The 21607-nt window shown below is 48.3% G+C and carries 4 protein-coding genes; all 4 read left to right on the forward strand.

Going from position 1 to position 21607, the window contains the following annotated elements; translation table 11 throughout:
- Positions 1-67: 67 nt before the first annotated feature.
- The 4 genes from ACOMHB_RS18875 (at position 68) to ACOMHB_RS18890 (ending at position 21521) form a co-directional block, all read left to right on the forward strand.
- Complete coding sequence (locus ACOMHB_RS18875) at positions 68-5875, forward strand: AAA family ATPase (RefSeq protein WP_448217779.1); 5808 nt, start codon at positions 68-70, stop codon at positions 5873-5875.
- Positions 5872-10530, forward strand: a complete 4659-nt coding sequence (locus ACOMHB_RS18880) for a hypothetical protein (protein WP_448217780.1) — start codon at positions 5872-5874, stop codon at positions 10528-10530. The genes ACOMHB_RS18875 and ACOMHB_RS18880 overlap by 4 nt, the downstream gene beginning before the upstream one ends.
- 273 nt (positions 10531-10803) lie before the next feature.
- Complete coding sequence (locus tag ACOMHB_RS18885; RefSeq protein WP_448217781.1) at positions 10804-15699, forward strand: hypothetical protein; 4896 nt, start codon at positions 10804-10806, stop codon at positions 15697-15699.
- Positions 15696-21521 (forward strand): coiled-coil domain-containing protein, encoded by a 5826-nt coding sequence (locus ACOMHB_RS18890; RefSeq protein WP_448217782.1) that lies wholly within the window; start codon positions 15696-15698, stop codon positions 21519-21521. Before ACOMHB_RS18885 ends, ACOMHB_RS18890 begins: the two co-directional genes overlap by 4 nt.
- The last annotated feature ends 86 nt before the right edge of the window (positions 21522-21607 follow it).

Raw genomic sequence — 21607 nt, forward strand, 5'->3', positions numbered from 1 at the left:
TGCTTTCACTCCGGTTGTGGTAATCACTTTTCACGGTAATAAGAGTACCCAGCTCTGAGGCAGCAGAATGACAAATGCCCGCCCCAATTCATTAAGACTTGCAGTGGCAATTGCAATCAGCTCTTCCATTGCTGCTACACAGGCAGTGGCCGATCGCAGGTTACAAGTCAGGTCTGTCGATATTCAGGGCACTGGACATGTGGAATTTACCCAGAGTGAGATCATAGTTAAGCCAACTTTGGGGAATGACCAGCAGCCTATACCCAAATCCTTTACAACCACCTACCCTGATCTGACTCGGGCAAGAGCAGGCTATAGGGTTCCTTCTGAAGGTTTCACGGATGTGCTTTCTGGCATTGAGGGCAGCGTTTCCAGTGTTGACGAGTTTGAAACAGACGAAAATTATGCTGCTCTGAAGTACACCAAAGTCCTGAAGGTTGGCAATGAGGGGGTATTCAGGTTCAGCCATAACCTTGAAGACGACAAACTGGTCATTGAAGTCAGAAACGGAATGACCCTTCTGGATTCAATTGCGGCTGTTCGTGCGCAATCAGGTGATATCCAACCATTAGAACCGTTAACAAAAATCGCCAGCCCACAACAACTGACCGGATTACTCAGAGGCGCGAATGAAAGAGCAGGAAACCTTGGCGAAGTTAATCATTATGTTGCCCTTGCCACCATTGAAGTAGATGACGTGAAAGTGAACGGGCGCACCTTCATGCGTCTTATCGCAGCGGGCGATGAGCCTCCCGGGTTGCAGCGCCTGGGTCAATCGCTCTTTGTCAATGATGAGGCACTTTTCGCGGCAGCCACCTCTGCTTATACCCAGGTTCATGTTCTGGGGAAAGATTTACAACAGGAAGCCCTGAATGATCTGTTTTCATATCATCCACCCGTCGGCTATGTTGTCAACGTTGAGGATGACACAAAGGTTTATCCGGTGCCTGCTGGTTATCCGAAACTGGAAGTGACTGAGGCTCCGGGTGAAACTATTGTGTTCCATGGTCAGAAACATAATCCGGCCGATATCGCATTTGTGGATGGCCTTTACGACACCTGGGCGAAAGGATTTGCCTGCACCTCCTCCTCTGAAACAGCAGTAAAGGTTAAAAAAGACAAGGTCAAAAGCTACCAGTACACCATTCGAAGCAGGCAGATGGCACTGCTGGAAGAGTTAGCTGCAGGGCACAATGCTAAACCTGACGGAGGTGGACAAACGACGCTTGCTTACGAAGATGAACTGAGAACACTGTCATACTATGAATATCTCCAGCAGGCATTGTTAACCAGTGCTACTTCCGATGGAGTGGATGAATTTGAACTCACAATAGGACACATCGAGGTCACTTCATCGGTCGTCACGCCAACCTGGATTCATAATCAACTCGAAAAACACTTCAGCTTCAAGCCTGCACTTGGAAATCTTCTGACTAACCCGTTATTTATTCAGAATATTCTGAAAGTGATACCGGATGGCAGTCATACCGATCAGGCACAGACCGATGTTCCCGGGGACTTGGAAAAGTTTACTTCCAAAGTCATGAGAGATATTTCCAGACAGCTGATTGAGGTGGAAAGCCAACTGGAAGCCCAGCAGACACAAGAAAGACAAATGATCCAGCTTAGAGTCCACTTAAAACACGCCACGGAGAAAGACGCTGCCACCGAAACGGAAAAACCCTTAGCAATTGTGCTCAATCAGGGAATTGAGAATGGGCTTGCAGAGACCCGAAAAGCGATAGGAGAACTGCAAAACCAGTTAAATAAACTTCAGCAGGAAATCAAACGAACGCCAAAGCTGGAACAACAACTTTGTGATGCCAGAGAAGAGGCCAGAAAAACTTACAACAGCCGAAGGGCAGTAGAACTGGGTATTGATGACTGGGATGATACCCAACCACTCGAAGAACAAGCCAGATGCATCGAAAAAAGAATTGATCAAATCCATCAGACGGGGGTCGCAGCAATTACTGGAAAAGGACCGTTTTATGAAGAAGCTGTAAAAGTAACATATGCAGCCATTAAAGGCCGTTTTGGTCCTATCCTGAGCGATGAAATCGATCAGGGAACCCTCTTTCAGTATATGCAACGACATCTGCAACGGAATACAGACCCCATCGATGAAGAGATTCGGCTGGCTGAAATTGAAGAAGAGTTCGGTCTGACTCCGAAAAGCGAAAACGACCTGGAAGCCCGTCACCAGGAAATTCTGCAGTACCTTCACGAGAAGGCGATTAAGCTCATTCAACAACCTGATCAGAATCGACAAGAGCAGGAAGAACAGAAAAACCCGTTACAAAAACTTCAGCAGATAACCGATCGAATTACAGCGCCGAAACAACAAACTCATGATGCCAGAGCAGATGCCATAAAAGCTCTCAATGCTCAAACGACAGAGGACCCCGGTATTGATGACCAGGACAATACCCGGCCACCAGAAAAAAAAGCCAGGCTTATCAACCAGAAAATTCATGAAATCAGGCAACCGGTTACCACAACATCAATTGCCCCAACGCCGGTTAGCACAGCGCCGGTTAGCTCAACAGCAGTTGCCGCAACGATGGTTGCCGCAACATCAACTGCTGCAACAGCACACTCTGGGGAAGTCACCACACTGGACAACCGCGCCATCCTGGAGTCGACAATAAGAGACAAGCTCTCCAGAATTAAAGAGCTGGAAGAACAACTGGAAGACATCAGAACACCAGGCCACCCCAGAGCCATGCCTGAAGTACTCAAGATATTGAGTGACGTAGAAGAAGCCATGGAGATACATGACCCCAATCAAAACGACGATGTGTATCTCCGTCGCCAGTCTATTTCTGAAGAAATGCAGGAATTCATCACAAAATCAAGAGAGTGGGCAGAGGAAAAAGCTGAGGACCTGCTGGAAGCCATAGAAGAAGTATTTAACATCGAAATCGATGAAGATGATGACAATGCAGCAAGACTTGCCAGGGTTCGTGCAAGGCTCAATGACGATAATATCCCGGAGTACATGCGGGATAAACTACAAAATATCTGGCAGACAGACAACCTGCGTGTGGCCTTTGAACTTGTGTACTTCAAAGAAGATCCCGAACCTGAAAGCCCTGATGCTCATATTATCTTTTCTCGTGGGAAGCAAAGGCGGCCAAAATGGCTTGATATGCTTCGCAGGTGTCTTACCTATAAAGTCGAAGAGGTCGATAAGCGAGCCATTGAAGGATATGGCTATTATCCTGATCTTACCGACGCAGAACGCAAACTGAAAATCTGCTCTGATCAAAACGTTGCAGCTAAAGAAAGAGGTCTGGCATTGACTGCAAAACTGGCCAGAGACCTGGAGGTAACCTTTGCAGAAAACCATGTCAGCCTGCTGCGTCGCCAGAAGTCTGTTCTGAGAGCAAAAATCCGTGAATTACTGAATCAAGTTCACAAAAACTATGATGATGAAGTTGCCAAAAGAGCCTGGAACAATGAAATGGCTCATCAACTCAACATTAAAGACTATCAAGATGATGCCATTATCGACCTCCAGACCGATCTGATTGATGAAAAACTCCGACAGTTGGATGTTGAAGTTTTTAAGGCGGGTGAGCCTGACGTTTATGAGCGTGTAGCCGTCATTGAGAATGAGCTTGACAGGCAAATGGCCCGCCTGGGACCTAAGCCCCGATATGTTCTTGATCGTGAGGTGGCCAGCGCCAGAGAGGAAATAGAATGGGTTGAAAGTGTGCTGAAGTTAAAACTGGCTACTCTTCGTCGCGATCAGAAGTTGTGTGAAGGGAGCCGCACTGACCTTCAGGTTCAGTTGGAAGCTGAGATTGAAACCAGGAAAGCAGACATTGACAGACTGAAAGTAGTCCTGGCGATTGCGGAGAAAACGGTCGAAAATGACGGTGGCCCCTTCCAGTACACACCGAAACAGGTAAAAGTTCTGGACGCCATCCACACATTCATGCAGCAGCACCCTCTCAGGAAACAGGCTCTGGAAGTCGCAATAGGCCTGGAAGTATTTGCAGCAAACAGCAAGAGGCTGGTATATCTCAAGGGTTTCGATTTTGACGATGAATTTGCAACCATCCTCTTGCAGGCAGAGGTTGGCAAAGATCTGACGTTTGACCAGGCCAGCCGGGTAGTGGAATTCTTCAAAAGTCTGAAGAGGAACTTCCCGGTAAACCCCTCAGAGCCTTCAGAAGATCGGCACGTGAATATCCTGGAAGAAATTCAGAATCTGGTTCACAGAGCACGGAATGAGATAAAAACAGGGGCTCAACAATACGACGACCTGATTAAAAGAACAGGCTCAGCAGGTATTCACTCCGTCGAGCATGAACCGGTTGACCTGAAAGGCTTCTCGGAATACTTCGCCAGCCATTCTGCCACTGGTAACAAGATCATCACTCTGCTGCGTGAAGGTCTGATCAGCAAGGTTGAACTTGAGAACTACATAAAAGCCGTCAAAAGAATCGACAGTTATCAGACAGTGGATGAATTTAAACACTTTCTTGGTTACCAACATGGCGTCAGATTGTCTGGGTTCGAGAGCCATGTCTGGAAACTGTCCGATGAGGGTGCTGAGGCACTTATGCAGCGTGCCTTTATGCCTGTGACCGTGATGGCATCCGGTCCGGCGGGAATGAAAGAATCGGTTGTCGGCATGCAAGAGTACGCAGCGGCAGTCATCGCCAACTACGTGCTTGACGATATTGCCTTTGATAATGGCCGCAGGACAGCAGCTTTCCTGAGCCATGTTCAGGATACCCTGACACCTTATGCCAATGCTGCCGACCCGTCTGAATCAGACCTGATCAAGGTTATCCATAACGCATTGATGCAGGCCCATGCCGCAGCGGTTGAGCAGCAGCTAAAGGATTACTGGGTCAAACCTTCTGCCTTCCTGGTACAGGCTGTCGCCTGGTACTTCTCCAGCTACAAACCGTTACTGGCGACTCATACTGCCTCGCAGGCTACCACGCTGTCCCTCTCAAACATGGCGTTCCTCTATTTGCTGGACCTGACCAACAGGGGGGATTATCTGCACAGAATGCTCACACCTTTCCAGCACTGGCTGGAACGCTACCGAGTTGATCTTGACCGAACCGGCCAATATGCCTATCACAGTGGCATTGAACAAATCTCTGAAGTGGGCGGACTGGCCATGCCATTAGGTAAAGCTGCATCCTCAGTCATTCTGCTGAAAACCGGCTCTATGCTGTTTGCCAGACAGCACAACGCCAACCCCCGGAGGTATCGCAGTATTTCCCGTCTGGTGCCCGAAATAGTGAAATCCATGGGTTCCGGACAAGGGGTTCAGGTACCGCTGCTACACAGAGTGACACCACAAAAAGTAAAAACTCTGGCTTCTGCCACCGCCGGGCTTGTGCTGGGTCCGGTAGCCACTGTCGGAGCATACGCCCATGGTCTTATATCCGGGTTCACCTATGCCCAAACCTTCGGATTCGCCCTGGCGTCGAGTCTCACTTTCGACTTTTTTATGAACGACAACAAGATGCTCACTCAATGGCTGGCTGGACCTCTTGGACGCAGTCTTGACAAAATTAATCGCTGGCGGGGTCTTGGCGAAACGGACGATGCGTATTTAAAACGTACCGCTATTGCATCACCTCAGGGCTTCAGTGAAACCGATGAAGAGTATGCAAGCCGCGTTAAAGCAAACAACAGGATGTATGGCTGGACGCGACACGAAAATTATCTGCAATTTCGTGAACGCCGTGATCGCACCATAAAACTGTTTGCGGATGGCTGGGAGAAATACTTCAGGGAAAATGTACCTAAATGGTCGTTCTCTCATACAGAAAGTATTCCTTACTCCTACACTCTGGGTGTCTTCTTCGAGTCATTCGGCAGCTCTGAGGTAGTAGAATGACAAATGTTCGCCCCAATGCGTTAAGACTTGCAGTGGCCGTTGCAATCAGCTCTTCCATCATTACTGCACAGGCAATGGCCGATCGCCGACTGCAGACAAGATCTTTCGGTATTTATGCCAAAATACCTGTGGAGTTTACCCAGCGCGAGGTCATAGTTCAGCCAACTGTAGGTGACGACCGGCAGCCAATACCCAAATCTTTCACAACCATCTACCCTTACCAGACTCAGACCGTAGCGGGCTATCATTTTCCTTATGAGTGCTTCACGGATGTTCTTCCCGGCATTGATGGCGGCGTTTCCAGCGTTGATCAGTTTGAAACAGGCAAGAATGACGCTGCTCAGAAATACACCAAAGTCCTGAAGGTGGGTGATGAGGGGGTCTTCAGGTTCATCCATAACCTTGCAGAAAAGAAACTGGTCATTGAAGTCAGAAACGGAATGACCGATCAGGGCTCCATTGAGATTGTTCGAACTCAGTCAGGTGACATCCAACCATTAGATCCGTTAACAAAAATCGCCAGCCCCGAACAACTGGCTGCAGTGCTGAAGGGGGCCCATGGAAGAGCAGGAAAGCTTGGCGAAGTTGATGACTATGTTGCCCTTGCCACAGTTGAAGTAGACCGGGTTGAAGTGAATGGGCGTACCTTCATGCGTCTTGTCGCTGTCGGCGATCAACCTCCCAGGCTGCAGCGTCTGGGTCAAACGCTCTTTATCAATGATGAAGCACTTTTAGCAGCAGCTTCCTCTGCCTATACCCAGGTTCATGTTCTGGGAAAAGAATTACAACAGGAAGCTCTGAACGATCTGTTATCATTCCATAAACCCGTCGGATACGTTATACACGTCGAGGATGACACACAGGCTTATGCTGTGCCTGAGAATTGTCCAAAACTGGAAGTGACTGAGGCTCAGGGAGAGGTTATTGTTTTCCATGGTCAGAAGCAGAACCCGGCTGATGTCGCTTTTGTAGAGCTTCTGTATGACATCTGGTTGCAATGGTATGACTGCAATTGCCCCCCTTCTGAAGCAATAACACGAGTTAAAAAAGACAAAGTCAAAAGCTACCAAAACATCATTCGAGGCAAGCAGATGGCACTGCTGGAGAGGATAGCTGAACAGCACAATCCTGAACCTGGCAAAGATGAAAAAACGACACTTGCCATCAAAAAGAAACTGTCAATGTTCTCATACGAACAGCAGCTGACGACGCTTTTATACTATGAATATCTTCAGCAGGCGTTGACCGTTGCTATGCAAGATGGAGCAGATGAATTTGACCTCTCAATAGGACAGATTAAAGTCACTTCATCGATCTTCACGCCTGCCTTGATGTTTAATCAACTCGAAAAAAACTTCAGCTTTAAACCTGCACTGGAAAATCTTCTGAATAACCAGCGCTTTATTCAGGACATTCATGACCTGATGCCTGCTTACAATCGTATCAACCAAGAGCTGGGTGATACTCGTGAGACTAAAAAAAAGCTTGTTTTCAAGGTCGGAAGCGAGACTACCAGACAGATAATTGAGACGGAAAACAATCAGAAAATATTGCTGTTAAAAGAATACGGTCTCACCCATCTTAGACGGCAAGTGCTGTTTAAAATAGAAAAAACCACTACCAGTGAAAAAGAACATCTCAGAATAGCTCAACTCAAAAAACGAATTGATGATGAGCTTATGCAGCTTCGTTATGAGCAGCAACAACAGAACAACCTGTTACAGAAACTTCAGCCGGAAGTTGAACGATTTCCAGAGCAGAAACAACAAATGCGTTTTGACCTGACAACAGCTCGCAACGCTCAAATGGCGGCAGAGCTTGGTATTGATGACTGGGATGATATCCAGCCATTTAGAGAACAAGACCGACTCATCAAAAAAAAAGTGCTCAAAATCAACCAATTGGTTGCCGCACTATTTGCCGTAACAGGGCAGTCTGATGAAGAAGCTGTCAAAGCAAAAGCGGTAGCCACTGAAGGCGAGTGCAGTATTGTTTCGATCGATGAAAACGGTCTGGGTTACCTTCAGTTCATTCGACAACTGCTGCAACAAGACATACAAGTAACCAATGAGAAAGTCCCTAAAAGACTGGCTGTCTTTGAAGTCAGGCAGCTGGAAGCTCAGAGTGATCAACAACCTGTTCAGCAACAGAGCACCAGAACGAAACTTCAGCAGAAAGTCGAACGAATTCCAGAGCTGGAGCGACAGACTCATGATGCAACAACAGACACCACAAAAGTTCGCAACGCTCAACTGGCAGCAGAGCCTGGTATTGATGACCGGGATGATACCCGACTACCCGAAGAACAAACCAGACTCATCAGAAAAAGAACGAATAAAATCAGGCAATTGATACACGCAACAGCACTGCCTGATGAAGAAGCTGTAAAAGCAAAAACACCGGCCACAGAAGGCAAGCGAGATATAACTTCGGTCAATAAAGGTGACCTGCGTATCCTTCAGTCCTTTAAACAATACCTGCAACAAAAGAAAGAACTAACCGAGCGGATAATCCATAAGAAGCTGGCTCACATTGAAGTTCAGCTCGGTCTGGTTCCGGATATCGAAAAGGACCCGGAAATCCGTTGCCAGGCCATTCATCAACACCTCAGGTTACAGGGCCTTCAGATGGCAAAAGAAATGACAGAACGGAGAAACTGGTTAAAGAGTCTTCAGGAGCAAACCGATCGAATCCCACCTATGAAAAGAGTAATTAGTGTCGCTGTAGAAGAAATCAGTCAAGATTACATCACTCAAATGGTGGCAAAGCTTGGTATTGATAAACGGGATGGTACCCAGCCACCAGAAAAACAAGCCAGACTCAGCCACCAGAACATTCATGAAATCAGTCAACCTGTTACCCCGGCATCGATTGCCCCAACATCGATTGCCCCAACACCGGTTGTCGCAACACCGGTTACCCCCACACCGGTTGCCGCACACTCAGGCATGCAGGATTTTGATGCTCAGACAGATTCTTTCAGCCATGCCAGAAAAGACACACAGCTATACGACGATGAAATTCTGGACATGAACTCAGCAGCCATTCATTACGTTGAACATGAGCCAGAAGATCTGAAAAGCTTCATGGAATACTTCTCTGCCCGTTCTGCCAGTGGCAACAAGATCATCACTTTGCTCCATGAAGGGCTGATCAGCAAGGTTGAACTTGAAAACTACATGAAGGCCGCCAGAGATGTCGGCGGTTACGAGATTGAGCAGGAATTTGAGCACTTCCTTGGCCATAAACACGACATGGGGGTGGCTGAGTTCAAATCCGTTATCCAGATGCTGTCAGAAAAAGGTATCGAGGAATTCATACAGACTGCCCTCACTCCTGTGACCGCAACCGCTCCGGCAGGTATGAAAGAGTCTGTTACCGGCACGAAGGAGTACGCAGCTGCGGTCATTGCCAACTACATTCTTGACGATATTGCCTTTGACAATGGCCGCAGGACAGCAGCTTTCCTGACCCATCTTCAGGATACCCTGACACCTCACGCCAATGCGGCCGGAATATCTGAATCAGAACTGATCCAGACTATCCATGGCACATTGATGCAGGCTCATGCTGCCGCAGTTGAGCAGCAGCTCAATGATTACTGGCTCAAGCCTTCAGCCTTCCTGCTGCAGGCAGTGACCTGGTACTACTCCAGCTACAAACCACTACTGGTGACTCATACCGCCTCGCAGGCTACCACGCAGTCCCTTGCAAACATGTCATTCCTCTATCTGCTGGACCTGACCAACAGAGGTGATTATCTGCACAGAATGCTCACACCTTTCCAGCACTGGTTGGAACGATACGGTGTAGATCTTGACCGAACCGGACAATATGCCTGCCACGGCAGGATTGAAAAAATCTCTGAAGTGGGCGGACTGGCCATGCCATTGGGTAAAGCCGCAGCCTCAGTCATTCTGCTGAAAACCGGCTCCATGTTATTTGCCCGACAGCACAATGCCAATCCTCATAGGTATCGCAGTATTTCCCGTCTGGTGCCTGAAATAGTGAAATCCATGGGCTCAGGACAGGGAGTTCAGATTCCGCTGCTACACAGAGTGACACCACAAAAAGTAAAAACTCTGGCTTCTGCCACCGCCGGTCTGGTGCTGGGTCCGGTAGCCACTGTCGGTGCATACGCCCACGGCCTTGTATCCGGGTTTACCTTCGCCCAAACCTTCGGACTCACACTGGCGTCGAGTCTGACTTTCGACTTTTTTATGAACGACAACAAGATGCTTAGTCAATGGCTGGGTGGGCCTCTGGGTCGTAGTCTTGACAAGATGAATCGCTGGACAGGCCTGGGTGAAACGCAGGATGAATATGTGCAACGTGCCGCTATTGCCTCGCCTCAGCACTTCAATGAAACCGATGCCGCCTATACGAATCGTGTTAAAGCGAGCAACAGAATGCATGGCTGGACGCGTTACGAAAATTACCTGCAGTTCCGTGAACGCCGGGATCGTACCATGAAGCTGTTTGCCGATGGCTGGGAGAAATACTTCAGGGAAAATGTGCCTAAATGGTCATTCTCCCACTCAGAAAGTATTCCTTACTCTTACTTGCTGGGTGCCTTCTTCGAGCCAAAAGCAGCGCTGACTGATCACAAGGTTGAGAAGTTCGATCATGACAAGAATACCCGCGACGAACTTTGATATCAGAAACCAGAGGATGCCCCCCTTCATAACTATCCAAATGGAACCAGTATCAGGGACTACATACTGGTTTCTTTCAGAATGGGCTATCGGCTAAATTCACTCACCAGCTTAACGTATTTGCCACTGTGAACTAAATTCACTCAACAGCTTACCGCCACAACCATGAACGATTGACAGCCTTGAGCGATTGACAGCCTTGAGCGATTAAAAATCGCTACCTCTCCCGGTGTGAAAATCGCTTTTCACGGTACTCAGCTCTGAGGTAATAGAATGACAGATGCCCGCCGTAATGCATTCAGCCTTGCTGTGGCCCTTGCAGTCAGCTCTTCCATTATCGTTACACAGGCACTGGCCGAGCGCAGGCTGCTGACAAAATCTATCGATATTGTGAAAGATGGACAAGTGGAGTTTACCCGGAGTGAGGTCAGGGTTCAGCCAACTTTAGCTGAAGACCGGCAGCCAATACCCAAATCCTTTACCACCACCTACCCCGATCTGACGCCAGCCAGAGAGGGCTATATCGTTCCTTCTGATGGCTTTACAAACATTCTTTCTGCCATCAGTGCTGACGTTTCCAGCGTCGACCTGTTTACAACAGGCGAGAATGATGTTGCTCAGAAATACACCAAAGTCCTGAAGGTAGGTGATGAGGAAGTCTTCAAGTTCACCCATAGCCTTAACGAAAAAGAACTGGTCATTGAAGTCAGAAGCGGAATGACCGATCAGGATTCAGTTGCGACTGTGCATAATCGATTTCCTGGCATCGAACCATTAGAACCGCTAACGAAAATTGCCGGGCCCGGAGGACTGGCTAATGTGCTCGAAGCTGCCAGTATCAGGGCAGGAAAACTCGGCGCAAGTGACCACTATGTCCCCCTTGCCACCATTGAAGTAGAAGAAGTTGAAGTGAACAGACGTACCTTCATGCGTCCTCTCGTCGCAGGTAATCAGCCTCCTGAACTGCAACGTCTGGGTCAGTCACTCTTTGTCAATGATGATGTTCTCCTGGCAGCAGCTACCTCTGCCTATATCCAGGTTCATGTCCTGCAAGAGGCTTTACAACAGAAGGCGCTTAATGAACTGCTGGCACACAGCAAACCCGTCGGATATGTTGTACACGTCGAGGATGACACACAGGTTTATCCTGTGCCTGCCGGTTATCCAAAGTTGGAAGTGACAGAAGCTCCGGGGGAAGTGATTGTTTTTCATGGTCAGATGCAGAGTCCGGATGATGTCGCTTTTGTAGAAAACCTCTATAAATCCCAGGCACAAATTGGGGCTAATCACCCGGCTCCTGCAACAGCCCGGGTTAATAAACATAAAGTCAAAAGCTATCAGTACGTCATTCGAAGCAGGCAGATAGCAGTGCTGGAAAAGATTGCTGCTCAGTTGGCTGCTGCCGACCTTGACGAAAGTCAACTGATTACGCTGGCCTACTACGAATCTCTCCAGCAGGCATTGACCAGTGCTACTTCAGATCAGGCAGAGGGATTTCAGTTCGCACTGGAACACTTCAGAATTGCTTCGTCAGTCATGACGCCAACCTGGTTGAAGATTCAACTCTCAGAGCACTTCAGTTTCAAACCCGCACTTAGAAATCTTCTGACTAACCAGCATTTTGTTCAGAATATTCTCAATACCATACCTGTCTACTCCCATTTAATGACCGATTTTTTTTACGAAGACGAACAGTTTGCTGCCAAAGTCCTGAGTGACATGGCCAAAGAGCATATTAAACTGGACAGCAGGCGAGAACAGCTACAGATCTCAGAGGCCAGGCTCTCCCAGCTTAAAAGTCAGTTGCAGCACGAAACGGAAAGAGCTGACGCCGGTGATAAGGAAAAACAGAAAGCACGAAGTCCCTGTTGGGAAGACGGGAATGAGCTTGAAAAGCCGGAAGAAACAATAACCCAAATCCCAGGCCACCGCAAAGCCAGGCCTGAAGTACTCAATAAACTGAAAGCCGTGGTAAGAGCCCTTGAGGACGACCGCCTCAGTTATGAAGACGATGAGTATCTCCATCAACAGATCATTTCTGAAGACATACAGAAATACATCAGAGAAGCCAGAGAGCGTTCAGAGGAAAAGGCCCTGAACATACTGGCAAGCATAGAAAAAATGTTCAACATAGAAATCAATGAAGGTGATGACCAGGCAGCAAGACTTGAGAGGGTTTATAAAAGGCTTGATGGCGGAGATGTCTCAGCTGACGACCTGGATAAGATGGACAAGATCCTCTGGGAGGATTTCAGCACAGCCCCGGAAGATCTGGAAGGAAGGGATGTCAGACTCAACTCGATTCATGGGCGTCTTACTTTTAAAGTCGAAGAATGGGAACAACGAGCCAAAGAACAACAGACCTATTATCTTTCGTCTTTAGAAGATGAGCTGGAGATCTACCCTTATAAAAGCGATGCCGCTATAGAAAAAGGCAAGACTCTGACTGCCAGACTGGCCAATGATCTGCAGGTGGAGTTTGAAAAGGATATCAACCTCTCTGACAAGAAGCATATTCTATTAGCCAAAGTTTGGGCACTCACTGATGAAGTCTCAGATGTCTATGAAGATGAAAGTATCAAAAGAGACAGAAACAATGAAATAGCCCATCAACTCAACATTGAAGACTATCAGGATCATGCCACTATTGACGACCAGATCAGTCTTATTAAAGAAAAACTCACACAGCTGCGTAAAGAAGTTCTCGGGGCGGGCAAGCTTGATGTTAATGAGCGCATTGCGGCTATAGAGGACGAGCTTGACAAGCAAATGGCTCGCCTGGGATCTAAACCCCGATACGCTCTTGATCGTGAGTTAGCCACAGCCAGGCGCTTATTGGAAGAAGCTGAAAATGAGCTGAAAACTGCTCATCAAAAACTGGATGTTATGCGCATCAAACAACTTGTATTTACCGGGACCCGTGCCTACCTCCGACGTATCTCGCAACAACCCACTCTTAGCACCATTGAAGAAGCCGTGGATCTTGAACTGGACACTACTGACAGCAGTGAACAACCGGTTAAGGCCCCGGGAAAAAGACAGACACAAGCGGGCGGTAATGGTGGTACTGGCAGCAAGATGAGCCAGCAACTGACTCAGGAAAAGACCCGTCTGGAAGCTGAGGTTGAAGCCAGAAAAGCAGACGTTGAGAGAATGAAAGAAGTCCTGAAGTCTGCAGTGGAAGCCATCGAAAATGACGGCGGCCCCTTCCAGTTCACGCCAAGACAGGAAAAAGTTCGGGCCGATATGCACGCCTTCGTGCAGCAGCACTCTCTCAGGAAACAGGCTCTGGAAGCCGCAATGGGTCTGGCACAATCAGCAGCAAAAAGCGGTAAGGCAATACCCTGCCTTACGAGTTTCGATTTTGACAATGAATTGGCACCGGTTCGCTTGCAGGCACTGGTCGGCGATGAACTGACGTTTGCCCAGGCCAGCCGGATTGTGGCCGTTTTCAGGAGCTTTAAAACCAGCTTCCCGGAACCTTCTCCCGAGCTTATGGAGGATCAGTCACAGAATGTTCTGGAAAAAATCCAGTCGCTGGTGCAAAGGGCCAGGAATGAGATACAGAAAGGGCCTGAACAATACGACGAAGAAATTCACAACCTGGGCAAAACCGCCATTCACTACGTTGATCATAAATCAGGTGACCTGAATAGCTTCACGGAATACTTCGCCAGACATTCTGCCAGCGGTAAAAAGATCATGGCTCTGCTGCATGAAGGCCTGATCAGCAAGGTTGAACTTGAGAACTACATAAAGGCCATCAGAAGAGTCGATAATTATAAGACAGTGGATGAATTTGAACATTTCCTTGGCTACAAACACGGCGTCCAGTTGACTCACTTTAAGGCCGCCTTACGGATACTGTCTGACAAAGACGTTGAGAAATTCATGGAAAGTGCCCTTACTCCTGTGACCGGGGCTGACCCGACGGCTATGCAAGAGTCTGTTACCGGCATGAAAGAGTACGCTGCTGCAGTCATCGCCAACTATGTTCTTGACGATATTGCCTTTGACAATGGCCGCAGGACGGCAGCTTTCCTGACCCATGTTCAGGATACCCTGACACCTTATGCCCATGCTGCCGGAATATCTGAATCAGAACTGATCCAGACTATCCATGACAACTTGATGCAGGCTCATGCCGCAGCGGTTGAGCAGCAGCTAAAGGATTACTGGGTCAAACCTTCAGCCTTCCTGATACAGGCTGTGACCTGGTACTTTTCCAACTACAAACCCCTGCTGGTGACCTGCAGTGCCCGGCAGGCTGCCGAGCTGTCGCTCTTGAATATGTCGTTCCTCTATCTTCTGGATCTGACCAACAGGGGCGATTATACGCACAGGATATTGACACCTTTCCAGCATTGGCTGGAACGCTATGGTGTTGATCTTGACCGAACCGTTCAATATGCCTGCCACAGTGCAGTTGAACAAGTCTCTGAAGTGGGCGGACTGGCCATGCCATTGGCTAAAGCCGCTTCCTCAGTCATTCTGCTAAGAACCGGCTCCATGCTCTTTGCCAGACAGCGCAACGCCAATCCTTACAGATATCGCAGCATTTCCCGCCTGGTACCCGAAACAGTGAAATCCATGGGTTCCGGGCAAGGGGTTCAGGTGCCACTGGTGCACAGGCTGACACCGCAAAAAGTAAAACAACTGGCCTCTGCTACAGCCGGTCTGGTGCTCGGTCCAGTAGCTACTATCGGAGCATACGTTCACGGTCTTGTATCCGGGTTTACCTATGCTCAAACATTCGGATTCGCACTGGCATCGAGTCTTACTTTCGACTTCTTTATGAACGACAACAAGATACTCACTCAATGGCTGGGCGGACCTCTGGGCCGGAGTATTGACAGGATAAATCGCTGGCGAGGCATCGGCGAAACCGACGATGAATATGTGAAACGTTCGGCTATTGCCACGCCTCAACGCTTCAATGAAACCGATGAAGAATATGCAAACCGTGTTAAAGCAAACAACACGATGCATGGCTGGACTCGACACGAAAACTATTTGCAGTTCCGAGAACGCCGGGATCGCACCATGAAACCGTTTGACAATGGCTGGGAGAAATACTTCAGGGAAAATGTGCCGAAATGGTCATTCTCCCATGCAGAAAGTATTCCTTACTCCTACACTTTGGATGCTTTGTTCGAGGTAGTAGAATGACAAATGCTTACCCCAGTGCATTAAGCCTCGCAATGGCGATTGCAATCAATTCTTCCATCATTGCTACACAGGCACTGGCCGACCGCAGGTTGCAGACAAAATCTGTTGATATTCAGGGCGACCGACATGTGGAGTTTACCCAAAGTGAGGTCATAGTTCGGCCAACTTTAGATGATAACCAGCAGCCAATACCTAAATCCTTTACAACTACCTACCCTGATCCTGATTTCTCTGGACTCAGAGTGGGCTATGTCAGCCCTGCCGGAGGCTTTACAGACATTCTTTCTGATTTCGATTGTCATGTTTCCAGTGTTGATCTGTTTGAAACCGGCGAGAATGACGTTGCTCAGAAATACACCAAAGTCCTCAAGGTGGGAGATGAGGGAGTCTTCAGGTTCAGCCATAACCTTGAAGAAAAGAAACTGGTCATTGAAGTCAGAGGCGGAATGACCGATCAGGACTCTGTTAAGATGGTTCTTTCTCAATGGGCTGACATGAAATCCCTGGAACCTTTAACGGAAATCGCCAGACCCACACAGATGTTAGCAGTGCTGGAAAGCGTTGATGAGAGGGCAGGAAACCTCGGCTCGAGTGATCACTATGTTGCCCTTGCCACTATTGAAGTAGACAAGGTTGATGTCAGTGGGCGTACCTTCATGCGGCTTATCTCGGGGGGTGAACGGCCTCCAGAACCGGAGCGTCTGGGACAATCGCTCTTTGTCAATGATGAGGTTCTCCTGGCGGCGGCCACCTCTGCCTATATACAGGTTCATGTACTGGCAGGAGAGTTACAACAGGAAGCTCTCAACAAGCTGCTGTCATACCATAAACCCGTCGGATATATAGTACACGTCGAGGATAACATGCAGACTTACTCTGTGCCTGCCGGTTATCCAAAACTCGAAGTGACCGAGGCCCCCGGAGAGGTTATTGTTTTCCATGGTCAGAAACAGAGCGCGACCGATATCGCTTTTGTAGAAACCTTCAATAACCTCCTGAAAGAAGCTGAGGGTAATGACCCCGTTCATAAAGTAACAACAGAGATTCAAGAACATAAGGTCAATAGCTACCGATACGTCATTCGAAGCAGGCAGTTGGCAGTACTGGAAGAGTTTGTTGCACGGCACGAAGCCGGAGTTAACAAAGATCAAATGACACTTGCACAGGAAGATAAATTGACGGCGCTTGCGCTTGCCAACTATGAATCTCTGCAGCAGGCATTGAGCAGTGCGACTCCGGATCAAACACATAAATTTGAGTTCACACTGGAACACATCAAAGCTGCTTCGTCAGTTATCACGCCAACCTGGATGCAGGACCAACTCTTAAAACACTTCAGCTTCAAACCTGTACTCAGAGATCTTCTGACTGACCCGCATTCTGTTCAGAAGATGCTGAGCTATATACCCACTGTCGTCAGTTCCGCCAACAACATGGACCGACAGCTGACTGAGGTCGATGACCAGCCGGAACAACTAGTCCGTGATGCCAGAAGTGTTTACAACTCTGAAATGGCAATACTGCTTGGCATAGATGACTGGGATGATACCTGGTCACCGGATGAGCAAGCCATTCGTCTCCTGGAAAAAATTAACGACATGCACAGAGCGGTTGCCGACTCTCACTTCATTCAACAGTATCGGCAACAACAGACAGACCTGTCAGACCCGGAGAAACTGGCACTGGTGACAGAGAGGCAACCAGGCATCAGCACAGAGGCTGAAAAATCAGCTGAAATCAGAGCCCGCTTTGCAGCTCTTGCCGAACATTTGAACATTCAGAATTTTGATAGCAATACAGATATTGACGCTCAACAAGAACGCCTGATTCAGAGCATTCAGACCCTGAATGCTCAAGTCACTGAGGACGAAGCTTTCATCAAATTAAGGAAAGATAGCGTGAGGGAGGTTCTTGGTTTTGGACTGACTGAAGGCAACAGGTTAGAAGACCGTCAGGTACTGTCAGAAGACACTAAGCGCGGGGTCGACAGACTTGCAGGTGTGGAAAATCCCCCCGAATTCAAGCTTGAAGTACTTCATAAACTGAGTGCTCTGGAAGCAGCCCTGGACATGGATGTCCTCGATAGAGAAGACGATGAGTACAGTCGTCGTCAGGCCATTTCTGAAGAAATTCAGACATTCATCACAAAAGCCAGACAGCGGACAGAGGAAGAGGCACTGGAGTTACTGAAAAACGCCGAAGGAATCCTCGGGATCGAGGTCAATGAAGGTGATCCCAACAAAACACGACTTCACAGAATTCTTATAAAACTTGTCAGCAATAATATCACCGAAAAAAAACTGGATCATATAGAGCATGCCTTCAGGCAAGAAGACTTCAAACCTGAGAACGAAAACCGGGAAGATAAAATTCGGAGGCTTGTTAAACGTCTTGTCTTTTATATCAAAGACGCCGGTCATCGAGCCTTACAGCAACAGACAAGGATGCTTGAAACTGTAGAAGACGAGCTGGGTATCGACACAAGTAAAAACGTTGCTGCTAAAAAAGCAAGCCGGACTTTCATTGCTACACTGGCCGATACTCTGGAAATAGAATTTGAAAAAGATGCCAGCCTGAATGAACAGAAGGAAGTTATGGCAGCCAAAATTCAGGCACTGATTTATCAGCTAGACGAACTCTACGATAACGAAGGTATTATAAGAACCAGAAATAACGAGATTGCCCATCGCCTTGGCATTGGGAACTATAAAGACGATGCCGCTGTGGATGTTCAGTCCAATCTCATTAAAGAAACTCTCCAATATCTGCATGAAATCGTTTTAAAAGTAGATCAGCCCGACGTTCATGAGCGTATCGCAGCCATTAATGAAGAGCTTGACAGGCAAATGGCGCGCCTGGGACCTAAGCCTCGATTCGTCTTTGAACGTGATCTGGCCATGGCCAGTCGCGCATTAAAAGAAGCTGAAAGCGAGCTGAATGATGTTCATCGCAAACTGAATGAAATTCGTGGCAAAAATGTGTTATTTGCGGGGAACCGTGCTGACGTCCAACATATCTTCGATGAAGACGACACGCTTTTAACTAAGGCAATGAAACAATTGCAGACCGGCCTTGGCCTGGCTGCAGGTGATGAACAAAGACCTGCTGGGCGAATTGAGGACATCATGCATTTCCTGGGGAGGTACAGTAAAGCGACACGGAATGAAATCCTTGAGCAACTGGGAGCCAAAACAAATGCGAACCTCGAGATGAAAGGAGATGTCGAAAGTTTTCGGGAAGATGATGATTACTTTTTTATCTTTCGGAGCAATCCAGATAATAATGATCAAGACCAAGATGATAAAGTTGCTGAACCATTGGGTGAACTGCCTCTGGCCAAGGCAAAGTACATTCAAGTCAGGCAATTCCTGCGTCGTCACGACAAGAAAAACAGGCAGGTGACCAGTGCACTGCTTGAAGAGAGGAATGCACGAGAGAATCTGGAACTTAAGAAAGAGGAAATCAAGCGTTTTGAAAACACCGATGAGAAGACTGAAACCGTATACAAGAAAGAAATAGTTCAGCTGAATAAAGCCCTGGAGCAGAAAAGTAAGGCTGTAGCAAAAGCAGAAGAGGACCTGGAGGATCTTGAAGCCCGTCTTGACTCGATGGAAAGACTCATCGGTCTTAAACCAGACGCCACTGACACCAATGAATACCGGGTTAATGCCCTGAGAAACAGGCTGACAGAGCTGGGCGGTGATGATGGTAGTGGCGGCTATATCCAACAACTGACTCAGGAACAGGCCCGCCTGGAAGAGGAGATTGAAACCAGGCAAGCAGATATTGAGAGGTTAAAGGAAGCCCTGGGGGCTGCAGAGGAAGCCCTGGGGGCTACAGAGAAAGCTCACGAAAATGAGGGTAGTCCCTGCCAGTACACGCCGGGGCAGTTAAAAGTTCTGACCGATATGCACACCTTCATGGAGCAGCACCCTCTCAAGAAACAAGCTCTGCACGTCGCATTAGGTCTGGCAGAATTAGCAGCAAAAAAACCTGAGAATATACGCCCTCTTACATGTCTCGACTTTGACGATGAATTTGCGCCAATTCGCTTGCAGGCGTTGGCCGGAGACGATCTGACGTTCAGTCAGGCCGGTCGAATTGTGGAATTCTTCACGCGTTTGAAGACAAACTTTCCGGAATGCCCTTTCGAACCTGTTGAAGATCGGCCCTTGAATATTCTGGAAGAAGTCCAGACTCTGGCAAACAGGGCCAGAAAAGAGATGAAAACCGAGTCTCAACAATACAACGACGAAATTAACGACATGGCCAAAACAGCCATTCACTTCGTCAAAGATGCACCAGGGAAACTGAAAGATTTCCCGGAATACTTCGCTAGCCATTCTGCCAGTGGTAACAAGATCATAACTCTGCTGCGTGAAGGCATGATCAGCAAGATTGAACTTGAGAACTACATGAAGGCCATCAGAGATGTCGACGGTTATCAGACAGTGGATGAATTTGAGCACTTCCTTGACTACAAACACGGCGTCGATATGCCTCGCTTCAGGAATATTGTCCGGATGCTGTCCGACAGGGGGATTGATGAATTCCTGGAAAGTGCCTTTAACCCTGTGACGGTGGCTGGCGCGGCGGGTATAAAAGCTTCTGTTGCCGACATGAAAGAATACGCATTTGCTGTCATTGCCAACTATGTTCTTGACGATATTGCCTTTGACAATGGCCGCAGGACGGCAGCGCTTCTGGCCAATGTTCAGGATACCCTGACACCTTACGCCAATGCTGCCGGACTCTCTGAATCAGAACTGATCAAAGCTGTCCATGACACATTGATGCAGGCTCATGCCGCAGCGGTTGAGCAGCAGCTCAATGATTACTGGGTCAAACCTTCAGCCTTTCTGGTACAGGCTGTCACCTGGTACTTCTCCAGCTACAAACCCCTGCTGGCGACCCAGACCACCTGGCAGGCTGGCACACTGTCTCTCTCAAACATGGCATTCCTCTATCTTCTGGATCTGACCAACAGGGGTGATTACCTGCATCGGGTGCTCATACCTTTCCAGAACTGGTTGCAAGACTATGGTGTTGATCTCGACCGAACCGGGCAATATGCCTATCACAGTGGAATTGAACAACTCTCTGAAGTGGGTGGGCTGGGCATGCCGTTGGGTAAAGCCGCCTCCTCCGTCATTTTGCTGAAAACCGGCTCCATGCTGTTTACCCGACAGTACAACGCCAACCCGCAGATGTATCGCGGCATATCCCGTCTGGTACCGGAAATAGTGAAATCCATGGGTTCCGGGCAAGGGGTTCAGGTCCCGCTGCTGCACAGGGTGACACCACAAAAAGTAAAAACTCTGGCTTCTGCCACAGCCGGTCTGGTACTGGGCCCGGTAGCCACCTTCGGAACATACGCCCACGGTCTTTTATTCGGTTTTACCTACGCTCAAACCTTCGGGTTCGCCCTGGCGTCGAGTCTCACTTTCGATTTTTTTATGAACGACAACAAGATGCTCACTCAATGGCTGGGTGGCCCTCTGGGCCGAACCCTTGACAGCATTAATCGCTGGCAAGGCAGCGGTGAAACGCGGGATGAATATATAAAACGTACGCTTATTGCCACGCCTCAACGCTTCAGTGAAACCGATGAATCTTATGCCAACCGTGTTAAAGCAGGTAACACAATGTATGGCTGGACCCTCCATGAAAATTACCTGCAGTTTCGTGAACGCCGTGATCGCACCATGAAGATGTCTGAGAATAGCTGGGAGAAATACTTTAAGGAAAATGTACCTAAATGGTCGTTTTCCCACGCAGAAAGCATTCCATACTCCTACACTCTTGGAGCCTTTTACCAATGATAAAAGGGCGATAATGAGAAAGCGCCTGTTCATGATAAAACGAATGCCCCGCAATCAAGCCTCTCCTTCTGAGCCCACAGACCTCT

Source organism: Endozoicomonas sp. 2B-B (genome assembly GCF_053470045.1).